At 39.9% G+C, this 20,993-nt stretch carries 17 protein-coding genes; 9 read left to right on the top strand and 8 right to left on the bottom strand.

Translation table 11 applies throughout. The annotated features are described in order from the left end of the window. Window positions 1–83 precede the first annotated feature (83 nt). Complete coding sequence (locus tag H5203_RS14355) at window positions 84–680, top strand: fumarylacetoacetate hydrolase family protein (RefSeq protein ID WP_149981213.1); 597 nt, start codon at window positions 84–86, stop codon at window positions 678–680. Here H5203_RS14355 and H5203_RS14350 read toward each other — a convergent pair. From H5203_RS14350 to H5203_RS14340, 3 genes are all read right to left on the bottom strand, one after another. Next, the gene (locus H5203_RS14350; RefSeq protein WP_182734622.1) at window positions 619–1,560 is read right to left on the bottom strand and encodes an ABC transporter substrate-binding protein; all 942 of its coding nucleotides are present in this window, start codon (window positions 1,558–1,560) and stop codon (window positions 619–621) included. The genes H5203_RS14355 and H5203_RS14350 overlap by 62 nt on opposite strands. A gap of 209 nt (window positions 1,561–1,769) precedes the next feature. Continuing rightward, the gene (locus H5203_RS14345) at window positions 1,770–2,822 is read right to left on the bottom strand and encodes an aldo/keto reductase (protein WP_182778830.1); all 1,053 of its coding nucleotides are present in this window, start codon (window positions 2,820–2,822) and stop codon (window positions 1,770–1,772) included. 15 nt (window positions 2,823–2,837) lie between these two features. Next, window positions 2,838–3,269, bottom strand: coding sequence for a thioesterase family protein (locus H5203_RS14340; protein WP_145241172.1), 432 nt, complete (start codon window positions 3,267–3,269; stop codon window positions 2,838–2,840). Between the two features lie 146 nt (window positions 3,270–3,415). Between H5203_RS14340 and H5203_RS14335 the strand changes: the two genes are divergently transcribed. From H5203_RS14335 to H5203_RS14325, 3 genes are all read left to right on the top strand, one after another. After that, the gene (locus H5203_RS14335; protein ID WP_145241170.1) at window positions 3,416–3,619 is read left to right on the top strand and encodes a hypothetical protein; all 204 of its coding nucleotides are present in this window, start codon (window positions 3,416–3,418) and stop codon (window positions 3,617–3,619) included. Window positions 3,620–3,685: 66 nt separating this feature from the next. Beyond that, window positions 3,686–4,738: a DNA polymerase IV gene (gene dinB / locus H5203_RS14330; RefSeq protein ID WP_145241168.1), complete on the top strand. Its 1,053-nt coding sequence runs from the start codon at window positions 3,686–3,688 to the stop codon at window positions 4,736–4,738. Window positions 4,739–4,913: 175 nt separating this feature from the next. After that, window positions 4,914–6,437: a leucyl aminopeptidase family protein gene (locus H5203_RS14325; protein ID WP_182718306.1), complete on the top strand. Its 1,524-nt coding sequence runs from the start codon at window positions 4,914–4,916 to the stop codon at window positions 6,435–6,437. A 70-nt stretch (window positions 6,438–6,507) separates the two neighbouring features. Here the strand turns inward: H5203_RS14325 and H5203_RS14320 are convergent, their stop codons facing one another. Beyond that, a complete protein-coding gene (locus tag H5203_RS14320; RefSeq protein ID WP_182734626.1) occupies window positions 6,508–8,145 on the bottom strand; it encodes a methyl-accepting chemotaxis protein in 1,638 nt (545 codons plus the stop codon). 177 nt (window positions 8,146–8,322) lie between these two features. Further along, window positions 8,323–10,548: a S9 family peptidase gene (locus H5203_RS14315; protein ID WP_182819888.1), complete on the bottom strand. Its 2,226-nt coding sequence runs from the start codon at window positions 10,546–10,548 to the stop codon at window positions 8,323–8,325. A gap of 116 nt (window positions 10,549–10,664) precedes the next feature. Between H5203_RS14315 and H5203_RS14310 the strand changes: the two genes are divergently transcribed. Next, entirely contained in the window at window positions 10,665–11,060 is a 396-nt protein-coding gene (locus H5203_RS14310; protein WP_145241160.1) for an HIT domain-containing protein, read from the top strand. 135 nt (window positions 11,061–11,195) lie between these two features. Continuing rightward, window positions 11,196–11,939 carry an ABC transporter substrate-binding protein gene (locus tag H5203_RS14305; RefSeq protein WP_145241158.1) on the top strand — a complete coding sequence of 248 codons (744 nt, stop codon included), beginning with the start codon at window positions 11,196–11,198 and terminating at the stop codon, window positions 11,937–11,939. A 67-nt stretch (window positions 11,940–12,006) separates the two neighbouring features. Here the strand turns inward: H5203_RS14305 and H5203_RS14300 are convergent, their stop codons facing one another. After that, window positions 12,007–13,707 (bottom strand): dipeptidyl-peptidase 3 family protein, encoded by a 1,701-nt coding sequence (locus tag H5203_RS14300; protein WP_145241155.1) that lies wholly within the window; start codon window positions 13,705–13,707, stop codon window positions 12,007–12,009. Between the two features lie 283 nt (window positions 13,708–13,990). Here H5203_RS14300 and H5203_RS14295 point away from each other — a divergent pair, with 283 nt between their 5' ends. Then, entirely contained in the window at window positions 13,991–14,830 is an 840-nt protein-coding gene (locus tag H5203_RS14295) for an HDOD domain-containing protein (protein WP_145241153.1), read from the top strand. 66 nt (window positions 14,831–14,896) lie between these two features. On the opposite strand, the gene rdgC is transcribed toward H5203_RS14295, so the two are convergent. Both rdgC and H5203_RS14285 read right to left on the bottom strand, forming a co-directional pair. Then, complete coding sequence (rdgC, locus tag H5203_RS14290) at window positions 14,897–15,808, bottom strand: recombination-associated protein RdgC (protein WP_145241151.1); 912 nt, start codon at window positions 15,806–15,808, stop codon at window positions 14,897–14,899. A gap of 121 nt (window positions 15,809–15,929) precedes the next feature. Then, the gene (locus H5203_RS14285) at window positions 15,930–17,693 is read right to left on the bottom strand and encodes a HAMP domain-containing sensor histidine kinase (RefSeq protein WP_145241149.1); all 1,764 of its coding nucleotides are present in this window, start codon (window positions 17,691–17,693) and stop codon (window positions 15,930–15,932) included. 283 nt (window positions 17,694–17,976) lie between these two features. Between H5203_RS14285 and H5203_RS14280 the strand changes: the two genes are divergently transcribed. Then, complete coding sequence (locus H5203_RS14280; RefSeq protein ID WP_182731831.1) at window positions 17,977–18,342, top strand: response regulator; 366 nt, start codon at window positions 17,977–17,979, stop codon at window positions 18,340–18,342. 230 nt (window positions 18,343–18,572) lie between these two features. Further along, on the top strand, window positions 18,573–20,990 hold the full coding sequence (thrA, locus tag H5203_RS14275) for a bifunctional aspartate kinase/homoserine dehydrogenase I (RefSeq protein ID WP_145241147.1): 2,418 nt from the start codon (window positions 18,573–18,575) through the stop codon (window positions 20,988–20,990). The last annotated feature ends 3 nt before the right edge of the window (window positions 20,991–20,993 follow it).

Raw genomic sequence — 20,993 nt, 5'->3', positions numbered from 1 at the left:
ATAAATAGCAATACGAAGTTAATTGCCAATAAACGTCATAAAAAGTAGTCTAGGCTGCTTTTTATTGAATAGGAAAGATCGAAATGAAACCAGTGAATCCATCAAAAGTCATTTGTATTGGTCGTAACTATGCTGCGCATATTGCTGAGCTTGGTAATCAAGAGGCAGACGAAATGGTGGTGTTTTTAAAGCCGCCAAGCGCGATAACAAATACCTTAATGTGTACTCATAAGGATGAGCAATTACATTTTGAGACTGAAATTTGTTTTCAAGTTAACAATGGCTGTTTAGCTGCTGTGGCGGTGGGACTGGATTTAACTAAGCGAGATTTACAGAGTAAATTAAAAGCCAGCGGTTTACCGTGGGAACGCGCGAAAGCCTTTGATGGCTCTGCATTGTTTAGTGAGTTTGTACAAATAGACGAACAAGCTATTGAGCATTTAAGCTTAACCTTACTGATAGATAATAAGGTGCGACAACAAGGCGGCGTTGAGTTAATGCTTTATAAACCTGCGGTTATTTCAGCCCAAGTTAGTGAGTTTATGACTTTAATTGATGGCGATATTATTATGACTGGCACACCTGCAGGAGTAGGAGCTGTGAACGCAGGAAGTAAATTTATTGCTCAGTTACACTTGGGCTCAGACTTATTGGTTCAGCAAGAGTGGTTGGCTGAGTAAGTTTTAATATCTGTTGTTGATATTGTTGATCAAACTCTGCAAAGGTATTTTCAAGCAATACACGCTGTGTTTGCTGGTACTTTGCAGACGGCAGTATGCTATTTGTTAGCACTCGATTTATTTTTTTTAAAGCATTATTAGCAAAATTATTAGGGGCATTGGTTGAGCAGCCAATCGCACCTAAAACCAGCTTATCGGCGTGATCGGCAATAGGTAAGGTTACTACATTATCAAATTCGCTGAAGCGGTTGTAGTAATCGGCTAAAAAAGGATAGTCGATAGTGTAATCAATATACCCATGATTGAGCCGATTGATCACCGAGCTGCTTTCGTTTTCACTGTTCCAACTTAATGATGTATGTTGGTCGCTTTTAGTATTTCGAGCGATGGTATTTAACTCTGGAGTAAATTTACGCGCAGCGGATTGACCAAAAATAAATTTATTATCTGTCAGTAGTTTAACTAAATTTATCGGTGAACTGTGTTGTTGGCTAATTACTTTCGCTGTTTTAGCTGAGGCAATGATAGCAAATGGTGGGTACACCGTAGTTGGCACCGAGTAGAACACTCGCGGGGTGTTAACTTTACGATGGATCATACAAGGGAAACATGCTTGTTGACCTTCATCGAGGTACTTACCTATACGTTTTTGCGGCAACATGAGGCGGGTATGCTTTATATCGGGTAATTCACTGATGAGCTGTTCGACTAAGTAATCACATAAGCCACCATCGGGAGTTTGTGCTGTTTTGGCCAGATGAAAAGGCGCTGTATTGCTTTGTAGCCAAGTTATATGGGTTACTTCATCGGTAGTATTAGCAAGTACATAGACGCTTGAAAAAAAAGAGAATAATGCAACGATGTAATAGACAATACGCATAGCTATATTTACTTTATCCGCTAATAATTTAAATCGAGTATACAATAACTAATATTTTGCGCTACTAAAGACTGGTAAGTTATTACGGTAAGTTAATTTTTTAATACTTTAGTGGTGTTTTTTTTGATTCACTATTTGTGAGAAGTCGTTTTTCAAGTATTTTAATCCGGTGGAAAGCCCAAGCATTGATAATGATTGGGCTTTATTGATTAAAATGGCATTGGGTATTGCTTAAATACATTACCGATATCAGTTAGAGCTTGTTCACTTAATTCGATGTTGAACGCGGCAATGTCATCTTTTAGTTGTACCAAGCTGGTTGCACCAATAATTGAAGAAGTAACGCCATCAACTTGGTCACACCATGCAAGCGCCAATTGTGCTGGGGTTATTTGGTATTGCTGGGCAATTTCAACATAGTGGCTGATTGCTTGTTGAGATTGCGCTGTGTCACGGAATAAACCATTACGCTGCACCAGTGTCCAGCGGCTACCATCGGGACGTGCGCTATTTAAATATTTACCACTTAACATACCGCCTGCTAAGGGTGACCAAGGTAAATAAGCAATATCTTCGTGAATACATTGCTCTATTAGATAAGGCCAATCTTTAGCGTGTAATAAACTAAATTCATTTTGAATAGAGACCATGCGCGGTAAATTATGTTGTTCACTTAACCGTAAAAATTGGCTAATACCCCATGGCGTGTCGTCAGAGAGACCACAATATTTAATTTTACCAGCTTTAACACAGTCGTTTAAACCTTCAAGAATATCGAGCATACCCGCTGTGTGTTGCTCTGTATTAGCGTCACTAAAACGGATCATACCTGGCCAATGTTTGCTAAAGTGCGGTGATTGACGATTCGGCCAATGCAGTTGGTATAAATCAATTACATCGGTTTGTAGGCGTTTTAATGACTCGTCAACGGCATGAACGACTGCTTGACGAGTAATATCGCCGCCATCGCGTATCCAAGCTAGGCCATTGCCAGCAATTTTAGTGGCGAGCACAATATCGTCTCGCTTACCTGGATTACGCGCTAACCAATTACCGATAATTTGCTCTGTCTTTCCGTACGTATCAGGAGTGGGAGGTATGGCATACATTTCTGCAGTATCAATGAAGTTTACGCCATGCTCTAAGGCATAAGCAATTTGCTCATCAGCATCTGCTTGATTATTTTGTACGCCCCACGTCATGCTGCCTAAGCATACACGAGACACATTTAGACCACTGCTACCAAGTGGGTTGTAACGCATAATGATTCCTTACTTTTATGATTCTCGGCTGTACTTATGTAATGCAGCCAATAATGGCTCACTTAATTGTGCTTTCTTACCCGTTTTAAAATTAAACATCACCACTTGCGATGACCCTAATGTAGTCAAGGCATTTTGCGCTTGGCTAAATACGCTGTAGTGCATCATAAAACGGTCTTTTTGAATATCACTGATGGTAACGCCTACCAACACTGTATCAGGAAATGTGACAGGGCGTTTATAACGCGCGTTATTTTCACTGATCACAGGACCAATACCTGTTGTTTGTAAATCTTCGAGTAAATTTATTTGATTAAAAAAATCAATTCGAGCAGTTTCAAAATAACGAAAATACACCACATTATTGACATGTTGTAAGGCATCCATTTCTCCCCAAGCAACATTAATTGCTGTATGGATAGGATGTTGTTCTATGAATGATTGCATATTCGACAGCTCTTTAAAGTAAAAACGTAGATTAGCAATTGGTGCTGTTTAGCTCAAGAAAATTAGGAAAACAGTGAAAATGTGCTAGTTTTAGTAGTTCACGGTTACGTAAATGAATACTTTAATCTGATTTAAAGGAGCTAATTATGAATACAGTGACAGCAAAAATAATGAAACGCTTAGCGCTACTGGTGGTGATCTGTTTGGCATTCGTTTGTTATGCGATGGGTAATGCTTCTGGGATGGTGATACTAATCGTAGTTGGTTTTATTTTAGAAGGTGCTTTTTGGTTATTCGGTGCGAGGTTATTTAATCGTAAAAAATCCTCACAGCAAGAATCATCGAGCTGATGACTTGCTAATAAATCAAACTTAATGAATAATGACTGTTCATTTGTACAGTGCTTGGTTTGAGGAATGAAAAAGTTTATTCATATTGACATGGATTGCTTTTACGCAGCCGTCGAAATGCGCGATAACCCCGCGCTTGCTAATGTACCTTTGGCAATTGGTGGCAATAGCCGCCGTGGAGTGCTCTCTACAGCAAATTACATCGCCCGCGAATACGGTGTGCGCTCTGCGATGTCTAACTACCGTGCTAAACAATTATGCCCAGATTTAGTGATTGTACCAGGGCGTATGCAAGTTTATAAACAAGCCTCTTCGCAAATTCGTGCTGTATTCCAGCGCTATACCGACCTTATAGAGCCTCTTTCTTTAGATGAAGCTTACCTTGATGTGACTGAAAGTAATGCATGCCATGGTAGTGCGACCTTAATGGCAGAGCAGATCCGCGCCGATATTTTTGCAGCCACCGGTTTAACTGCTTCGGCTGGAATTGCGCCGATAAAATTTATTGCCAAAATTGCCAGTGATGAAAATAAACCGAATGGTCAATTTGTAGTATTGCCTGAGCAAGTGGATGACTTTTTAGCGCAATTACCTTTGGGTAAAATACCCGGGGTCGGTAAGGTTACCCTTGAAAAACTCAATTTAAAAGGCTTATACACCGGTGCTGATGTGCGCGCTAAAGGGGTTAATTGGATGCAGCAACATGTTGGTAACTTTGGGGTCTCGCTGTATCAAAAATGTGCCGGTTTACATATTGGTAAAGTATCCACAGAACGTACCCGTAAATCGCTCAGTGTTGAGCATACCTATGAATATAATAAAACCAGCTTACAAGCGTGTTTAGATCAATTGCCAATATTATTGGCTGAGCTTCAACGTCGATTAACAAAACAGCAATTAGAGCAACGTATAAATAAACTCAGTGTCAAAGTGAAGTTTGCTAATTTTGTGGTGACATCGGCCGATCAAACTTGCCACCGACTTGATGAAACTATCTTGGCTGAGCTGCTGAGCAAAGCATATCAACGTGGCTTGCAGCAGCCAGTGCGGTTACTCGGTGTAGGGGTCGGTGTTAAAAATGAACCGCAGCAACATGTACAGCTGAGTATATTAGATTAAGATACTGCGCGCTATTTGCTTCAATAAATGATAAGTGGGCAGTGAGTAACTGCTGTATTTTACACTGTAACTCCAAGTTGCCAGCGTTATGTTAGCTCGTCGTACATTGCTGGCAATAGCTATTTAAATCAATGATAATAAGTTCCTACGTATTTTGACAACAGGACCTTTTTTTATGGCATATCCTCACGCAGTTGCAGCCCCGCAATTAGATAACGCAAAACATGATGCGCTTATTATTATTGCCGATAACTTTTCTGAGTTAGACGATCCGAATCTAAGCCAAGCTATTAAAGCGCAAATGGCGGTTGATGCACGTATTGGTAAGCAAGTCACGCTGCTTGTTGTTGATTCTAAAAGGGTAATTTTAGCGCCGACAGGTCCATTAAATCGTGATTATGACGATGTACGTCGTTATTTTGATGCAGCTAAATTGGCTATCAATGAAGCTAAAGCATCAGGCAGTACAAAACCTGCTATTTACTTACCACAAGCAAGCCAAGATAGCCGTTATCAGTATGCCTTAGAAGTTGCTTATCTTGGTGCTTGCCAAGCGTTGTGGCAGCCGCTTGAGGCGCGCGAGTTTCATGGTGAAAGCATTGAACCGATCACTCAAATAGCCTTGTTTGGTGCTAATGAGCAAACAATTAAAGCAGTAAATGCCATTGCCGCAGGGCAGTATGCTGCTCGTGATTTATGTGGCACTGAGCCTGAGCGTATGGCGCCACCACGTTTTGCTGATTACTGTGTAGATTTATTTAAAGGCAGCAAGGTCAATGTTGCAGTGATTGCAGATATTGCCACGATTGATAAAGAGTACCCGATGATGAGTACCGTGGCTCGCGCTTCATATGCGGTTGAGCGTCATCACCCTCGTGTTGTAAAACTTGAATATGTACCAGAGGGCGAAGTAACACGTACCTTAATGTTTGTCGGTAAAGGCTTAGTATATGACACCGGTGGTGCCGATTTAAAAGTGGGCGGGCATATGGCCGGTATGAGCCGTGATAAAGGCGGCGCAGCCTCTGTTGCTGGTTTTATGAAATCAGTGGCAGACTTTCAACCACAAGGCGTTAAAGTTATTGCTTACTTAGCGGTAGTTCGTAATTCAATTGGTTCTGATTGTTTTGTACCAGATGAAATTATTACTAGCCGTGAGGGCGTACGTGTTCGCATCGGTAATACGGATGCAGAAGGGCGCTTAGCTATGGGGGATTTACTCAGCGAGATGAAAGATTTAGCAAAAGGAGAAGTTAATCCTGAAATCTTTACGGTCGCAACGTTAACCGGACATGCAGCTCGTGCAATGGGACCTTACAGTGCATACGTTGAAAATGGCCCTGCACGTGCGGCTAATATTTCTCGTAAGCTGGCTGACAGTGGTGACTTATGGGCTGATGGTGCAGAAGTTTCTCGCAGCCGTCGCGAAGACTATGATTTTATTAAACCGCGTACTTTAGCTGATGACGTATTATCAAGTAACAATGCAGCATCAGCAGTTACCGCACGTGGTCATCAGTTCCCTATGGCATTTTTAGCTATTGTTGGTGGCCTTGATAAGCATGGTTGTGAGTCAGCACAGCCTTTACCTTATGTGCATATGGATATTGCCGGTAGTGGTGTTGAAGGTGGTGATTGGCAGCACGGTAAACCAACTGCAGCAGGCCTAAGCAGTTTATTTGCTCGTTACTGCTTATAATAAGCAGTATTAAATACAACAACCCCGTCATATAAAATGACGGGGCTTTTTTGTAATTTGTTTTTGTTAATCAATCTAATTTAAAGCGATTAACCACATCAGTTAGCTGTTGGCTACTGTGTTTTAGATTATCGCTTGCACCTGAAAGTTGTGATGTATTGGCCAGAGATTGTTCGGTTGATTGCGATAGTTCATTAATTCGCAAATTGACTTCATCCGCAGCACTTGATTGTTGCTCAGTCGCACGGGCTATTTGACCATTCATATCGGTGATAACCGACACCAGACGTTCAATTTCAGTTAATGAGGTATTGGCAGAGCCAGCTTGTTGTACTGTGCTGGTGGATAATTGTTGGCTAGCTGTTACCGCCTCTACAGCCGCCTGTGCGCCTTTTTGTAATTTGGCTATCATCGCCTGAATTTCGTCTGTGCTCTTGCCTGTGCGACTTGCAAGAGTGCGTACTTCATCAGCTACAACGGCAAACCCTCGGCCTTGTTCGCCAGCACGTGCCGCTTCGATTGCAGCATTGAGTGCCAGTAAATTGGTTTGCTCCGCAATACCGCGGATCACGTCTAGTACCGATCCTATATTATTACTTTCTTGAGCTAAATCAGCGGTAACTTGACTCACAGTTTCAATGTTTTTGGACAGTGTTTCTATGGATTGAATTGTTTTAGCAACGACTTCTTTACCTTCAGATGCATTCACCGCGGCTTGGTTAGCGGCTTGTTCAGCCGCTTCGGCATTGCGACTTACATCATGAATTTGGTGGGTCATTTGCTCCATTGCTGCAGCGACTTGCGTTGAGCTATCGTTTTGCAGTTCAATAAAAGAATGATTGGTTTTACTCGCATCATCCACTGTTTGGGCATGCTGGTTAACATCATTGGCATTATTTGCCACTTGTTTAAGTGACTCACGCATTTTGGTAGTAAATAAATTAAAGTGGCGAGATAATCGTGATACCTCATCATTACCATTTTCATCTAAGGTTTGGGTTAAATCCCCTTCACCTTGAGAGATACTTTTCATCATATTTGCAGCAAGCCGAGTTGGCAGTAAAATACTTCTGGCGATTAAGTAACTTAAACTAATTAACAGCAAAATAATCACTGCGGCATTGAGAATAACTAAATTCCGTAAGCTGGCAAAAGCGTTATCAATAGTATCAATATAAACACCTGAACCGACTATCCATTGCCACGGGGTAAAACCTTTCACATAGGCTATTTTATCAACTGGTTGATCTTTACCTGGTTTAGGCCATTTGTAAGGGATAAAACCTTCACCACTTTGCTTAACTATTTTAACCATTTCAACAAATAACGGTACGCCATCTGGGTCTTTACTGTTGCTGAGTGATTTACCGTTTAATTCTGGTTTAAAAGGATGCATAACCATGGCTGGCTGAAAATTATTGATCCAGAAGTAATTGTCATTGTCATAGCGAATACTAGCTATTGTAGCTAGAGCACCTTGTTGGGCTTGTTGCTCGGTGAGTTCGCCGCTTTGTTGTAATGAATGATAATGGGTAATAACGCTATAAGCAGCTTCAACCAGATTTTTAGTTTTCGTATATTGGCCTGCTTTGAGTGAACCATATTGCTGAGTTAAACTGGTAATACTTAAAAAAAGTAAACCAACAACGACCAAACTTACCAAAATAGCTAAGCGCTGAAAAATAGTAAAACGGCGTAGGTACGACATAAAAAATCCTTTAGAAGTGCTCGCAGAAGGCGCGCATATATTAAGCGTAGTAAATATTACTTTAAAATCTAGTTAACTGTTCCTTGTTTTGGTCTAAAGTTTTTAAATAAATAGGATTATCATTAAGTCAAAAAAAAGGCTGATTTTTCAATCAGCCTTTATGCGGTCATTACTGATTTACTCTACATCAAAATGACGATTAAAGAAGTTAGTGATTGTTTGATGCAAGTGAGTTTGCACTTGTTTACCCCGTAAGCTGTGCTTGGAACCAGGATAAGTCATCATTTCAAATTGCTTTTCGTTATCTTGCAATTGTTTAAATAACTTAGTGGCATGGGTAAACAATACGTTATCGTCGGCCATACCATGGTAGATCATTAATGGCCCTTTCAAGCCATCTGCGTATGGAAATACCGCACTGTCTGCATAGCCTTTGGCATTTGTATCAGGATGTCCTAAATAACGCTCGGTATAGTGAGTATCATACAGTGCCCAATCAGTCACTGGCGCTCCAGATACGCCTGCTTGAAAATAATCACCAGCTTTAAACATGGTCATTAATGCCATATAGCCACCGTAACTGTGACCATAAATACCAATACGTTGTGGGTCAACATAATCAAGCGTACGTAAAAATTCGACGCCTTTTATTTGATCAGCCACTTCAACCACACCTAAATGTTTGTAAATGGCATCTTCAAACTTTTTACCACGATTATACGAACCACGGTTATCTAATTGGAACACTACATAACCTTGCTGTGCCATATATTGGAAATATAAGTTTTTGCTGCGCCAACTATTGGTTACGCGTTGTGCGTGCGGGCCGCCATAGACATTGACAAGAACAGGGTGTTTTTTACCATCATTTACCGTTGCAGGTTTAAATAAACGATAGTGCATCACTTGACCATCATCAGCAGTCAAAGTGCCATATTCAGGCTCAGCTAGATCAGCAAGATAAGGGGTCAGAGGATGGTTTTCATCAAGTTTGTTTTGCTCTAGCCAAGTAACAAATTCACCGTTTACTTTACGCAGTGCCGCTGAGTTTGGTTTGTTGACCGATGAACTGTTATCAATAAAAGTTTTACTGTCTTTTGCCATTACCACATTGTGATAAGCACCTTGCTCAGTGATACGTTTAATATCGCCCTTTTTAAACAGTGGAACACTGTATAGCTGGCTTTCCAAAGGCGTGTCTTTGCGTCCGGCAAAGTAGACAATGCCTTTTTTCTCATCAATACCTTTTAAGCTATCAACCACCCAGTCACCATCGGTGATCTGACGCACTAACTTACCATTGGTACGATATAGATATAAATGCTTAAAGCCATTGCGCTCAGAGGCCCAAACAAAATGTTTTTTGTCTTTCAAAAACTGTAGATCAAAATGTAAGTTGATCCAGGTATCACTAGTTTCTGTTAAGGCGACTTTTTGCTCTGTTGTTTCGCTGTTATAAAAGCGCAATTCTAAGTTGTGCTGTGAGCGGTTTTGCCACTGATATGATAGGGTTTTGTCATCTTCTAACCATTTTGCACGGGCAATGTAAATGTCTTCGTCTTTACCTAAATCAACCCAATCAGTTTTTTGATTATCGAGCTTAACCACACCAAGTTGAATTTTTACATTATTAGTGCCGGTAAATGGGTAGCGTTGGTTAAACAGTTTCACTTCATCAGCGTAAATTTCATTGCGGATAGCTTCTTTAACTGGGCTTTCGTCAATGCGAGTGAAGGCTATTTTTGATTCATCACCAGACCACCAATAACCTGTCATTCGGCCCATTTCTTCTTGCGCGACAAACTCCGCCATGGCGTTTTTGATCACACCGCCGCCATCTTTACTCAGCTGAATTTCTTTACCTGATTTAAGATTTAGCGCATAAAGATTTTGTTCACGGACAAACGAGACAAAGTTTCCTTTTGGTGAAAAGCGTGCGTCGGTTTCAAATGCCTCAGTATCGGTCAGTTTACGGCTTTTTCCTGCTCCTAGCTCGTAATAATAGAGGTCACCATTAAGTGGAAATAACAAGGCTTTACCGTCTTTAGACCATTTGTATTCTAAAATACCTTTACCAAAAATACGTTGGCGCTCACGGCGTGCTTTTTCTTCGTCTGAGAGGTTTTCGGAGCCTGAAAAAAGTTTGGCAGAGTCGACTAAAATACGATTTTTGTTATCTTTTAAATTATATTCCCACAAATCATAACGGTTGTAATCGTCGCTTTTACCTTGCAGGTAGGTAACTCGGCTACCGTCTGGTGAAAACTTAAGCTGTACAGGTGCTTTACCCGCTAAACTTGGATCATCAAAAATACGTTCTAAAGTAAGAGGCTTAGCTTGCACTGTGATGGCTGTTGCCACCAAAGGTAGCAAGTATGAGAGGTGTTTAATTTTTTTTAACACGTGTTTACCTTCGCTCGAATAAAAACTGCAACGATGGTAAAGCCAAGCGTGGGCAACTGCAACTAAATGCTATAAAGTAGCGAAAATGTAATGCACTTAATTTGTAAGGAATAAAAATGACCGTTGAATTCTCTTTAGCCCCAGAACTTGCACGTGATTGTATTGAACTGGCCGATTGGCCATTATGCAAAGTGTTACTTATGAATGATAGTCAATACCCGTGGTTTATTTTAGTGCCTCGTAAAGCGAATTTAAAAGAGAGCATTGATCTAAGCGAGTCTGAACAGCTATTGCTAATGCAAGAGTCAGCGAAGTTAAGTCGGCTCCTCAAGGAGGTACTTAACCCAGATAAACTTAATGTCGCAGCGCTTGGTAACATGGTTCCACAGTTACATATTCATCATATTGCCCGCTATAAAACCGATGTCGCATGGCCTGCGCCAGTATGGGGGAAGTATCCCGCCGTGCCTTACAGTGAAGAGCAATTGGCACGTTTAAAAACACATTTTTAATCGTGGTTGAGTGTTTATATAACAGAATTTTATCATGGAATTATGACTTTTAGTTGGGTGAAAATAGACTATGCTTAGGGTCACTAAGTCGTGGCTGTTTATTACATTCAGTATATAAGGATTGCAAACTAACGGATGAAAGCTTTTGTATTGTTTACCTTGTTAATTGTATTTTCGCATCACAGTGCAGCAAATACATTTTACTTTGTTGGTACCACCTTTCCGTCGGTACTTGAAAAAAATGAACAAGGTCAAATAGAAGGCTTAGGCGCCGACATCGCAGGTGAGATTTGCCTGCGTTTAGGTTGCCAAATTAAAATTGATATTTTGCCATTTAAACGGGCGCTAAAAATGATTGAACTTGGCAAAGCTGATGCATTTATAGGCCCTTATAAGTCGGCTATTAGAGAGCAATATATGGTTTATAGTGAGGCTGCTTTCTATCAAGATCCGCTGGTTTTTTATGTCAAAAATAGTAATGAATTCCAGTGGCATAATAATTTAGAAACATTAAAAGAGTTATCGGTAGGATTAACAAGAGGTTGGAACTATGGTGACGATTTTGAGCAATATAAAAGTCAGTTGGAAGTTTCTGAAGTGGGTACTGTAGAAGCCAGTTTTTTGCAATTAATTCATGACCGTGTCGATATTATAGTGACTCATCCAAGAGCCGCACAGCCCGTTATTAAGCAGTTAAGTTTAGCTAATCAAGTTAAACAGTTACAACCGCCATTAATTGTTAATAAAGGCTATTTTGGTTTTTCAAAAAAACGTAATTTAAATGAGTTTATTACCTTATTCGATAAAGAATTAAATAATATGATTGCTAATGGTGAAGTAAAAAAAATGAGTGAAAAATATGGTTTAGCATTCCCGTAATAGCAATATTGAATTAAAAAAGGCGTTTTAGGTGAGCCCCTAAAACGCCTTTTTAGTATTAATTATATTATTCTAAACCTAACTCTTTCTTACCTTGTTTAAATGTGACATCTACAGGGATATTAGCTTGGCTTAGTTTTTCTAAATCTTTAGCAAGTTCCACTTTGATATCACCATGTGTGGCAATCAGTTGATCAACTTTCTCATAATCACCATCACCTTGTAAGGTTAAGATCAAACCAGATAGCTTGGCCATTGCTTGGCCCATTTTTTCCATATTTACGCTGTAAAGGCCTTGCTCATTTTTAGAGAATGCACCTTCTTCTGCGAAAAAGTTAAAGCGGATCATATTTGCTTTACCATGGGCACTTGATGCGCCAAAACGCACTGAGCGGAAAATACCGGCCATAAAAGTGATGTAATAATCTTCAAGTGTTCCCTCTGTGATCTCACCTTTTTTGAGTAACTGCTCAACCATGTACAAGCCTAAGATATCGGCTTTGCCTTCTTCTAAAGCACTGGCATGTTCTTGTAAAGACTGACGAACAGTGCCTTTACCTGTGATAGTATTTTTTATCCCTAAACCATGAGCGACTTCATGGAACATGGTATTGGCAAAAAATGCATCGAAAGTAATGTGTTTACGTTGCTCAGGAACAATTAACTGCTCAGCGATTGGCACCAATATTTTATCAAACTTAGCGCGCATAGCATTTTTCAGTTGTAAACGGCGAGTGCCTTTTTCAAGTTGTACTTGTTCGTCATTTGGTAAGTTAATAGCAATAGTTTTACTGCCAGCATTAGAATGGCCTGCGTAGTAAACAACATCATATGCATTTAAGTCCGCATCAGAGCCTGGCACTTCTTGTTTGTATTTGCCATCAACAGGGAGGCCTTTTTGTAGCTCTGGTAAAAATGCTGCAAATTTAGCAAGGCGCTCTGACCATGCTAAATCTTTCACTAATACATACGATTCGAAGGCTGCGCGAGAGCCGAACAATTGATCTTCATAGGTTTCGATTGGACCAATAACGATATCGATGGGGTTGTTCTTCATGTCCATCCAAGCAAAGTCTGATGCTTGATAATCATCGTTTTGTAGTGCATCTGCACGTAAATTCAGGTAACTAGCAAACTCTTTATCATCGGCAAGCTTGCTCGCCTCACGTAATAAGTTAGCCGCTTTTTCAAGGGCTTGAGCATATTCAACCGAATAGGCAACGCTATATAGCTTGCCTTGCTCATCTCGCTTAATGACTGAATACAGGCCATTTTTATCTGCTACGTCAGCCTTGTTTAGCTCTTCTTTAGTGATATCGGCTGGATAAAATTGAGCTCCGGCTGTTTTATCTTCATAGCCTGACAAAAAGACTTGATCGCCATTTAATCTATCCCATGGTCCATAGTTAATATCGGCAAATTTTTGTACTTTAGGATCATTGATTTTGGCTAAAAATGCCGCTTTATCTTCACCAAATGCTTGGCGCCAGAATAGATCATCCATAATTTTAGACGCATCAATAAGTTTTGCTATTAACGCTTTTTGGTTGTCGCTTAAATGTGATAAATCAGTCGTTAAACTAAAATCGGTATAGATATCAAGGCGACTAGTGTCAGCGTTAACAAGTTGTGGGCCGCTATCTTGTACTTGCTTAATTGAGGCTGCTGCGTCAGTTGACGCTTTAGGTGCGCTGGCTTGATCTGAACATGCACTAAGAAAAACGGCACCGGTGAGAATAAGTGCTTGGCTAATTTTATTGAGAGTCATTATATTGCCTGTTAAAAAGTAAGTTTAATTATAGATACCCTTGAGAGGGTATTTCGCTTCCTTGTTATGCCAGCATTAAAGCAAATCTTATGCGTAAATAGCAAGTTTCCTGTGTTGTGATGGTCTTAGCGAAGGGATATAAAGTGTAGTAGAAAAATAAACTAATATAATTTCTGTAATTTTCTTAACTTTAGCGGTAACTTAGACAATACTGTATTTATAAAAAATAAACATTCCATGGTTTGGGTGTATTAACAAATCAATACAAAAGGATGGCACATTTATGTCAACAGAAAACGCACTACTGACCATTTTGGTTGATCGTATAAATAATGACACGTTAGTTTTACCCACCTTGCCTGAGGTTGCGGTTCGTGTACGTCAAGCTGCCGATAATCCAGATGTAAACTTAGCGCAAATGGCTGATGTGATCTCTCATGATCCGGCATTAGCAGCACGGATGATAAAAGTCGCAAATAGTGCTTTTATGGGGCGAACAGTTAAAGTTTCTAATATAAATCAAGCGGTAACGCGTATTGGTCTGCGTCAAATCAAAAATATCGCAACAGCAATGGCGATGGAGCAACTGTTTGTTTCAAATAATGAGCTGATCAAAGGTTACATGGATAAGGCATGGCAGAAGACCTTAAAAGTAGCATGTCACTCAATTACTGTGATGGAGTTTTTCCTTAAGAAAAACAAACAGACCTCATTGAATCGTGACACCATTACACTGGCATCACTAGTTTATAATATTGGTGTATTGCCTATTTTGACTGAAGCGGAACGTCACCCGGAAGTATTTGCCAATCCAAGCTTTTTAGCGCATGCGATTCAAAAGCTTAGCGGTAAAGTAGGGGGAGCCATCATGCGTGCTTGGGAGTTTACTGATGAATTTGTTGAAGTAGCAGAAAGCTGGGCCAATCCTAACTATCGCCCAGAGCATATTAGCTATGTTGATTTCATTCGTATTGGCGCGATTATGGAAGGTATTTTACAAGTTTCAGATAAGTCTGCAGCATTACAAACTTATATTGATAAAGGTGTGATCCCATCACTTGATATCTTCTCAAGTGATGAATATAACGATATGCTCGATGATGTGAAATCGGTATTTAGTTAAGTTAATTCGTCAGTTAAAAAAAGCGCCAATAGGGCGCTTTTTTAGTATTTAAAACTTAGTCAAAATTTAGGCTAAATCTTCCACGTCACCTAAACCAGCCGTAAGTTCTTCTAGCATTAGTTTAATTTCTTCAGAGGCGAGAATAAAGTCAGCATCAAGTTTGACCAACATATCTTCTTTAGGGATGTCGGCGTTTTCTTCTTTTAATGTTTCAGAGTAGCTTAAGCGCTTAATAGAGCCATCATTTTGCAGCATGAACTTCAGGCGCTCTTGCCAATCTAGTGCAAGTTTTGTTACTCGCTTACCGCTTTCAAGGTGCGATTTAACTTCATCACAGGCTAAATCATGGCCTTTAAGCTTAACTTGAGCACCGCTATCGTCTGCTTCTTCAAGCTCTGCGTCAGAGCCAATAGCAAAGCCCTCAGGTGTACTGAAGTTAGTTAACCAGTCCGTTAAAAACACATCTAAGTCATAGTTTGCAAATGCAGGAACTACCGGCAATGTACCTAGTGATTTGCGAAGTAGTGCTAGTAACTCTTCTGCTTTATTAAAGCTACCACTGTTGACGACTACCCAGCCATTTTCTTGGTCAATAAAGGCAAACTGTAAACTCGACTTTTTAAAGGCTTGCGGTAATAAGCTATGGAGGATATTTTCTTTGAGCTCGTCTTTTTCTTTTTTCTTAACAGGGCGATTTTCTTCTGCTTCGATAAGTTCTATTTTTTCAGCAACCATATCGTTGATAACGGATGCAGGAAGTACTTTTTCTTCACGTTTAGCACAAACCAAAATACTCTTTTGCGAGAAATGGGAAAGGGTATCACCATGTTTACCAAAGGCTTTGGTCCAGCCAAATGTACTTAAATCTTGACTACCGCAAGGGCGAAATAAATCTTGCTCTAAGGCTTTCTCAAAGTCTTCTTGGGTGTACGACACGTCTTGCTTAAAGCGGTAACAAATAAGGTTACTAAACCACATAGGGAGATTGATCCATTCGGTAAATTTACCCAATCATAACAATAAAAAGCTGATGCGCAAATGACTGATTGGCCAAACGTTTAGCAATTAAGCAAAGTGTTAGGCAAACAGTCTCGGCGCATTAGTTATTAAATATAGACAAAGGTTTTGGCATGTCTTTAGGGAAACTAATATGATAATGCAAGCCGTTCCCCGGTGAGCTTGTCGCATCGATTTCGCCGCTCAAGGTTTGCTTGACCAAATTGAAAGTAATGTGTGTGCCCAGACCACTGCCGCCTTGATCGCGTTTAGTCGTAAAAAACGGATCAAACAGTTTTTCAAGTTGCTGTTCGGTAACGCCATTGCCATTATCTTTAAAGTCGATAATCACTTGGTCATCTTCATCTTTAATAGCAATGTCTATAATGCCATTGCTGACACCATCGAATCCGTGGATCAATGAATTCATAATCAAATTGGTAAAAATTTGACTGATAGCACCAGCAGGTAGATTTAAGGTTAAATCTACCGGGCAATCTAAATTAATATGATGACTGGTATTTTTTATCTTAGGGTGTAATGAGCGAATAATTTCACCTAGATATTCTTTTAGGTTGATAGTGCGCACAGCTTCACTGGCTTGATCAACCGCAATTTGCTTAAAGCTGGCAACCAGCTCTGAAGCACGGTCTAGGTTAGTGGTTAATAGGCTAGTACTTTGTTTGGCATCATTAATAAACTCCTCAAGTGCTTTAGGCGAGAGTGTTTTCTCTTTGTAAGCGTTTTCAATTTGTATTAAACGCTCTTGCAAAAAGGATGTGGCAGTAACCCCTATACCGACCGGGGTATTGATATCGTGGGTAATACCGGCAACTAAACCACCCAAAGCGGCCATTTTTTCTGAGCTGACTAAACGCTCTTGCGCCATATTGAGTTCATCAACATAACGTTGCATTTCAGTTTGTTTAGTTAGTAGCTCTTGCTCAGTATGGCGACGCAAATCAACTTCTTCGGTGAGCGTTAGTTTTTGTTTTTCCAACTCGTATTTTTGTTGCTGTAAATCCATCATAGCTTGACTTAAATTTGATGTTTTACGTGCCACTTCTTGTTCAAGTTGTAGATTTTGCTGATCGAGCTTTTCGTTACTTATTATCAATGCTTTTTGAGTTTGTTCAAGCTCTTTGCGGTATTGCACAACTTTATCGATCAACTTATTGAATGATTGTTCCATTACTTTTAATTCGTTGTGCTCAGTTGTTTCAATTTCGATATGTTGACCTTCGAGGTCATCTAATTGAAGATCTTCAATTTGCTCTGTTAGTTGTGCTAGAGGTTCAGTGAGTAGTTTTCTAAATGCCATTAAGAATAAGATGATTAAAAATGTAGTTTTGATCATCGCATTGCCAATTAAAAAATAAATTGAGATCATAATGCGACTAAATACCACTTCTCGGCTCGAAAATAGCGTGACATCACCAACTTGGGTGGCGCGGCCAGAAAATTCAAAGATCAATGGAAAGGTATAACCGAATAAGCCAGATGGAGTATCTTCGATAATCGCTTCTTCTTGTACTAATTGTTGGCTATATAGCTCGCGAATATCGAGTGAGCGACCTAATTGTGAGATTATCTCGCCGCTATCATCACGTACAATAATACCTTCAATCATTGGAATTGCTAATAAGCCTTCTGCTGTGGTGATGGTTTGTTTAGTGTTTAGCTCCCAAATAGCACGGGTTAAACTACGACTAAATGTTTTTTGTAAGGTCGTCAGTTCGTCACGTATATAATCTTTCGTGTTTACATATTCTGCAATAACTTGCCCGCACGTGACTACAAAAGTTAATAAAAAGTAGACGGATAACACGCTGGTAAGTAGCTTTTTTGATAGGCTTTTTTGTAGCATCGGTGGCCTATAGCTCCTTTATTTTTTTTACAAAGCTTAATTAATACCCTAGCAACGAGTACACTCAGTATTAAAGTTAGCTAATAAATGTTTAAAAATAAATAAAATAATCTTATTTAACAGTACAAACATTGTTAATTTTTCTTTTTTTAGCAAAAACTTAAGCTTATCGCTGTTAAATTTTTGTGTTATAAAATCACAACATTACTACAACATCGTTATTTATTGAGTGATAAGTTGTCTGCTCAGTAATCTATTATCCGTATTTTTAGTTGTCTATATTATGAATTTTTCCGTACTGGTGTGTGATGATTCAACAGTAGCACGCAAACAAGTTATACGCTGTTTAAATGAGTGTATCTCAGCAGATATTATGCAAGCAAAAAATGGCCGTGAAGCGTTAGAGTTAATGCATATACATAACTTCGATTTACTGTGTCTTGACTTAACTATGCCCGAAGTTGATGGAGTACAAGTTCTTGAAGGTATTAAAGCACAAAAAATTGAATGCTTTGTGCTGGTAATTTCGGCAGATATTCAACTTGAAATGAAACAACGCGTCGCTAAGTTGGGAGCTATAGCCTTCGTTGATAAGCCGATAGATAAAACAAGATTAAATGAAATACTGCATAAATTTGGCATTCATTAGATTTCTTTATAATCAAAAGGCATAATTTATCTTTTTATTTGGGGTTGACAGAATAGCCCTGTTTAAGGCAGTCTAAGGGCTATGAAAACAAATAATCACGCATTGACCATTATTATTACAACCACCATTCTTACTGGATAGTGGCATAGGTCGGTGCAACAAATTTAAAGGCCTGTGTTCACAACGAACACAGGCCTTTTTTCGTTTTATGGGATGAGGAAACATAAAAAATGCGAGTATTAAAATTTGGTGGGTCGTCACTTGCTGACTTTGCCTGCCTACAACAGGTAGCACAGTTAGTTAAAGCACAATTAAAAGACGAAATGTTATTGGTGCTATCGGCTCCAGGTGGCATGACCGATTCATTGGTTGCACTGGCAAGCGCTGCTGAACAAGGACTTGATTATGATACACAGTGGCACGCATTAATTGAGCGTTGCCAAAGCTTAAAAGCAGCCGTTGAAGCTGAATATGGTAGTGTTCAAAACTGGCCTGATTTAAACGAACTGCAAAATAAGCTAGCGGGTGTCAAACTCATCCAATGTTGTCCAGATCAAGTGCGTGCTTATGTTATTAGTTTTGGTGAGCGCATCAGTGTATCACTGATGCAGTGTCTATTAAGCTCACATAACGCCCACTACCTCGAAGCAACCGATTGTATTGCATCAACTAATGGTCATATTGATGCAGAAGCTGATCTAGTGGCGAGTAAAATTCGTTTTCAAACGGCTTTAAAAGCTAATCCTGCGACTATTTATATTATGCCTGGCTTTACAGCTAGCAACGAACAAGGCCAGCTAACTACACTGGGACGAAATGGCTCAGATTATTCAGCCGCAATTGCCGCAGCGTGTTTAGAAGCTGAAGTATGTCAAATTTGGACTGACGTTGATGGTGTGTACAGTGCTGATCCGCGTTATATCAAAAAAGCCACTAAAGTTGATTTTTTATCATATAAAGAAGCTATGGAGCTTTCTTACTTTGGTGCCAAAGTTCTCCATCCTAAAACAATTCTACCGTGCGCTAAAGCTGGCGTGCCGTGTGAAATTAAAAATACCCATAATCCGGATGCACAAGGATCACTGATCAGTAATGATAATGTGTCATCGGAGCCGGTAAAAGCGTTATCTAGTTTACAAAATCTTGCGATGCTAACGGTTTCAGGCCCCGGCATGAAAGGTAAAGTAGGCATGGCATCAAAAGTTTTTAATGCCCTTGCTCACGATAATGTTTCGATTGTACTGATCACTCAATCGTCATGTGAATTTAGTATCAGCTTCTGTGTCCATGAATCAGATTTGCCATTGGCTCTTGAGGCATTGCAAACTGCGTTTGAGCTTGAATCACAGGCGGGACTAATTGAACCTGTACAAGTGCAGCGTAATTTAGCAATCGTTACTTTAGTGGGTGATAATATGCGCGCTCATAAAGGCTTAGCTGCTAAATTTTTCGCATCACTTGCCCAAGCACAAGTTAACATTGTCGCTATTGCCCAGGATTCAACTGAAAGTGCAATTTCAGCAGTGATTGACGGCGAGCTGTGTAATGATGCTGTAAAAGTGTGTCACGAAAACTTCTTCACTCATATCCCATCAATTGATGTATTTTTATTAGGCTGTGGTTTAGTTGGCCAAGAACTTATTAAGCAGTTAGAGCGTCAGCAAGCATGGCTTGAAAAACGTAATATCAAACTAAACTTGTATGGTGTTGCTAATTCACGTCAATTACATCTTGATAGCGAAGGAATTGCTTTTGACGATTGGCAGCAAAAGTTGGCAGCATCAGAACAACCGTTTGACCTCAAACTGGTTGAACAATTTGTTAGGCAAAATCATTTAATCAATCCAGTGCTGGTTGATTGTACGTCTTCAGATGCTTTAGCGGCTCAGTATGTAGACTTTTTGAATGCCGGTTTCCACGTTGTGGCTGCAAATAAAAAAGCCAATACAAGTTCATATGCTTATTACCAAGATTTAATTACAGCAACGCAAAAAAATAATCGTAAGTTTTTATACGAAACAAATGTCGGTGCAGGTCTTCCAGTAATCGATAACTTACAGTCACTGTTTGGTGCTGGCGATGAGTTACTTGAATTTAGCGGAATTTTATCCGGTTCATTGTCATATATGTTTGGCGCATTGCAAGATGGTTTATCACTGTCTGAGGCAACCATTAAAGCAAAAGAGAGTGGTTTTACTGAGCCAGATCCACGTGATGATTTATCGGGCACTGATGTCGCGCGTAAGTTATTAATTATTGCCCGCGAAGCAGGTATGAAATTAGAGTTGAGCGATATCGAAGTTGAATCAGTGCTTCCTTTGGGTTTTGCCCAAGGTGATAACGTTGACGAATTTATGGCTAAATTGCCAAGTTTAGATGCTGCGTTTAATGACCGTATTCAAAGTGCTGCAAGTGAAGGCAAAGTGTTGCGTTATGTTGGTACTATCAAACAAGGCCACTGCAAAGTAGGTATTGAAGCGGTAGATGAAAAGCATGCTCTGGCTGTTATTCGTGACGGCGAAAATGCCTTAGCAATTTTGAGTGCATACTATCAACCACGTCCATTTGTTATTCGTGGTTATGGTGCCGGCTCAGCAGTGACTGCGGCCGGGGTATTTGCTGACATTTTAAAAACGTTATCGCGCTAGGAG

Source organism: Pseudoalteromonas sp. SG41-1 (genome assembly GCF_014164575.1).
Lineage (GTDB): Bacteria > Pseudomonadota > Gammaproteobacteria > Enterobacterales > Alteromonadaceae > Pseudoalteromonas > Pseudoalteromonas rhizosphaerae.
This window is presented reverse-complemented; position numbering and strand designations above follow the sequence as displayed.

What these genes read in the sequence shown, in the direction of transcription:
- H5203_RS14355 (WP_149981213.1), top strand. Translation starts at nt 84, where the DNA reads ATGAAACCAGTGAATCCATCAAAAGTCATTTGTATTGGTCGTAACTAT.
- H5203_RS14350 (WP_182734622.1), bottom strand. Translation starts at nt 1,560, where the DNA reads ATGCGTATTGTCTATTACATCGTTGCATTATTCTCTTTTTTTTCAAGC.
- H5203_RS14345 (WP_182778830.1), bottom strand. Translation starts at nt 2,822, where the DNA reads ATGCGTTACAACCCACTTGGTAGCAGTGGTCTAAATGTGTCTCGTGTA.
- H5203_RS14340 (WP_145241172.1), bottom strand. Translation starts at nt 3,269, where the DNA reads ATGCAATCATTCATAGAACAACATCCTATCCATACAGCAATTAATGTT.
- H5203_RS14335 (WP_145241170.1), top strand. Translation starts at nt 3,416, where the DNA reads ATGAATACAGTGACAGCAAAAATAATGAAACGCTTAGCGCTACTGGTG.
- dinB (WP_145241168.1), top strand. Translation starts at nt 3,686, where the DNA reads ATGAAAAAGTTTATTCATATTGACATGGATTGCTTTTACGCAGCCGTC.
- H5203_RS14325 (WP_182718306.1), top strand. Translation starts at nt 4,914, where the DNA reads ATGGCATATCCTCACGCAGTTGCAGCCCCGCAATTAGATAACGCAAAA.
- H5203_RS14320 (WP_182734626.1), bottom strand. Translation starts at nt 8,145, where the DNA reads ATGTCGTACCTACGCCGTTTTACTATTTTTCAGCGCTTAGCTATTTTG.
- H5203_RS14310 (WP_145241160.1), top strand. Translation starts at nt 10,665, where the DNA reads ATGACCGTTGAATTCTCTTTAGCCCCAGAACTTGCACGTGATTGTATT.
- H5203_RS14305 (WP_145241158.1), top strand. Translation starts at nt 11,196, where the DNA reads ATGAAAGCTTTTGTATTGTTTACCTTGTTAATTGTATTTTCGCATCAC.
- H5203_RS14300 (WP_145241155.1), bottom strand. Translation starts at nt 13,707, where the DNA reads ATGACTCTCAATAAAATTAGCCAAGCACTTATTCTCACCGGTGCCGTT.
- H5203_RS14295 (WP_145241153.1), top strand. Translation starts at nt 13,991, where the DNA reads ATGTCAACAGAAAACGCACTACTGACCATTTTGGTTGATCGTATAAAT.
- rdgC (WP_145241151.1), bottom strand. Translation starts at nt 15,808, where the DNA reads ATGTGGTTTAGTAACCTTATTTGTTACCGCTTTAAGCAAGACGTGTCG.
- H5203_RS14285 (WP_145241149.1), bottom strand. Translation starts at nt 17,693, where the DNA reads ATGCTACAAAAAAGCCTATCAAAAAAGCTACTTACCAGCGTGTTATCC.
- H5203_RS14280 (WP_182731831.1), top strand. Translation starts at nt 17,977, where the DNA reads ATGAATTTTTCCGTACTGGTGTGTGATGATTCAACAGTAGCACGCAAA.
- thrA (WP_145241147.1), top strand. Translation starts at nt 18,573, where the DNA reads ATGCGAGTATTAAAATTTGGTGGGTCGTCACTTGCTGACTTTGCCTGC.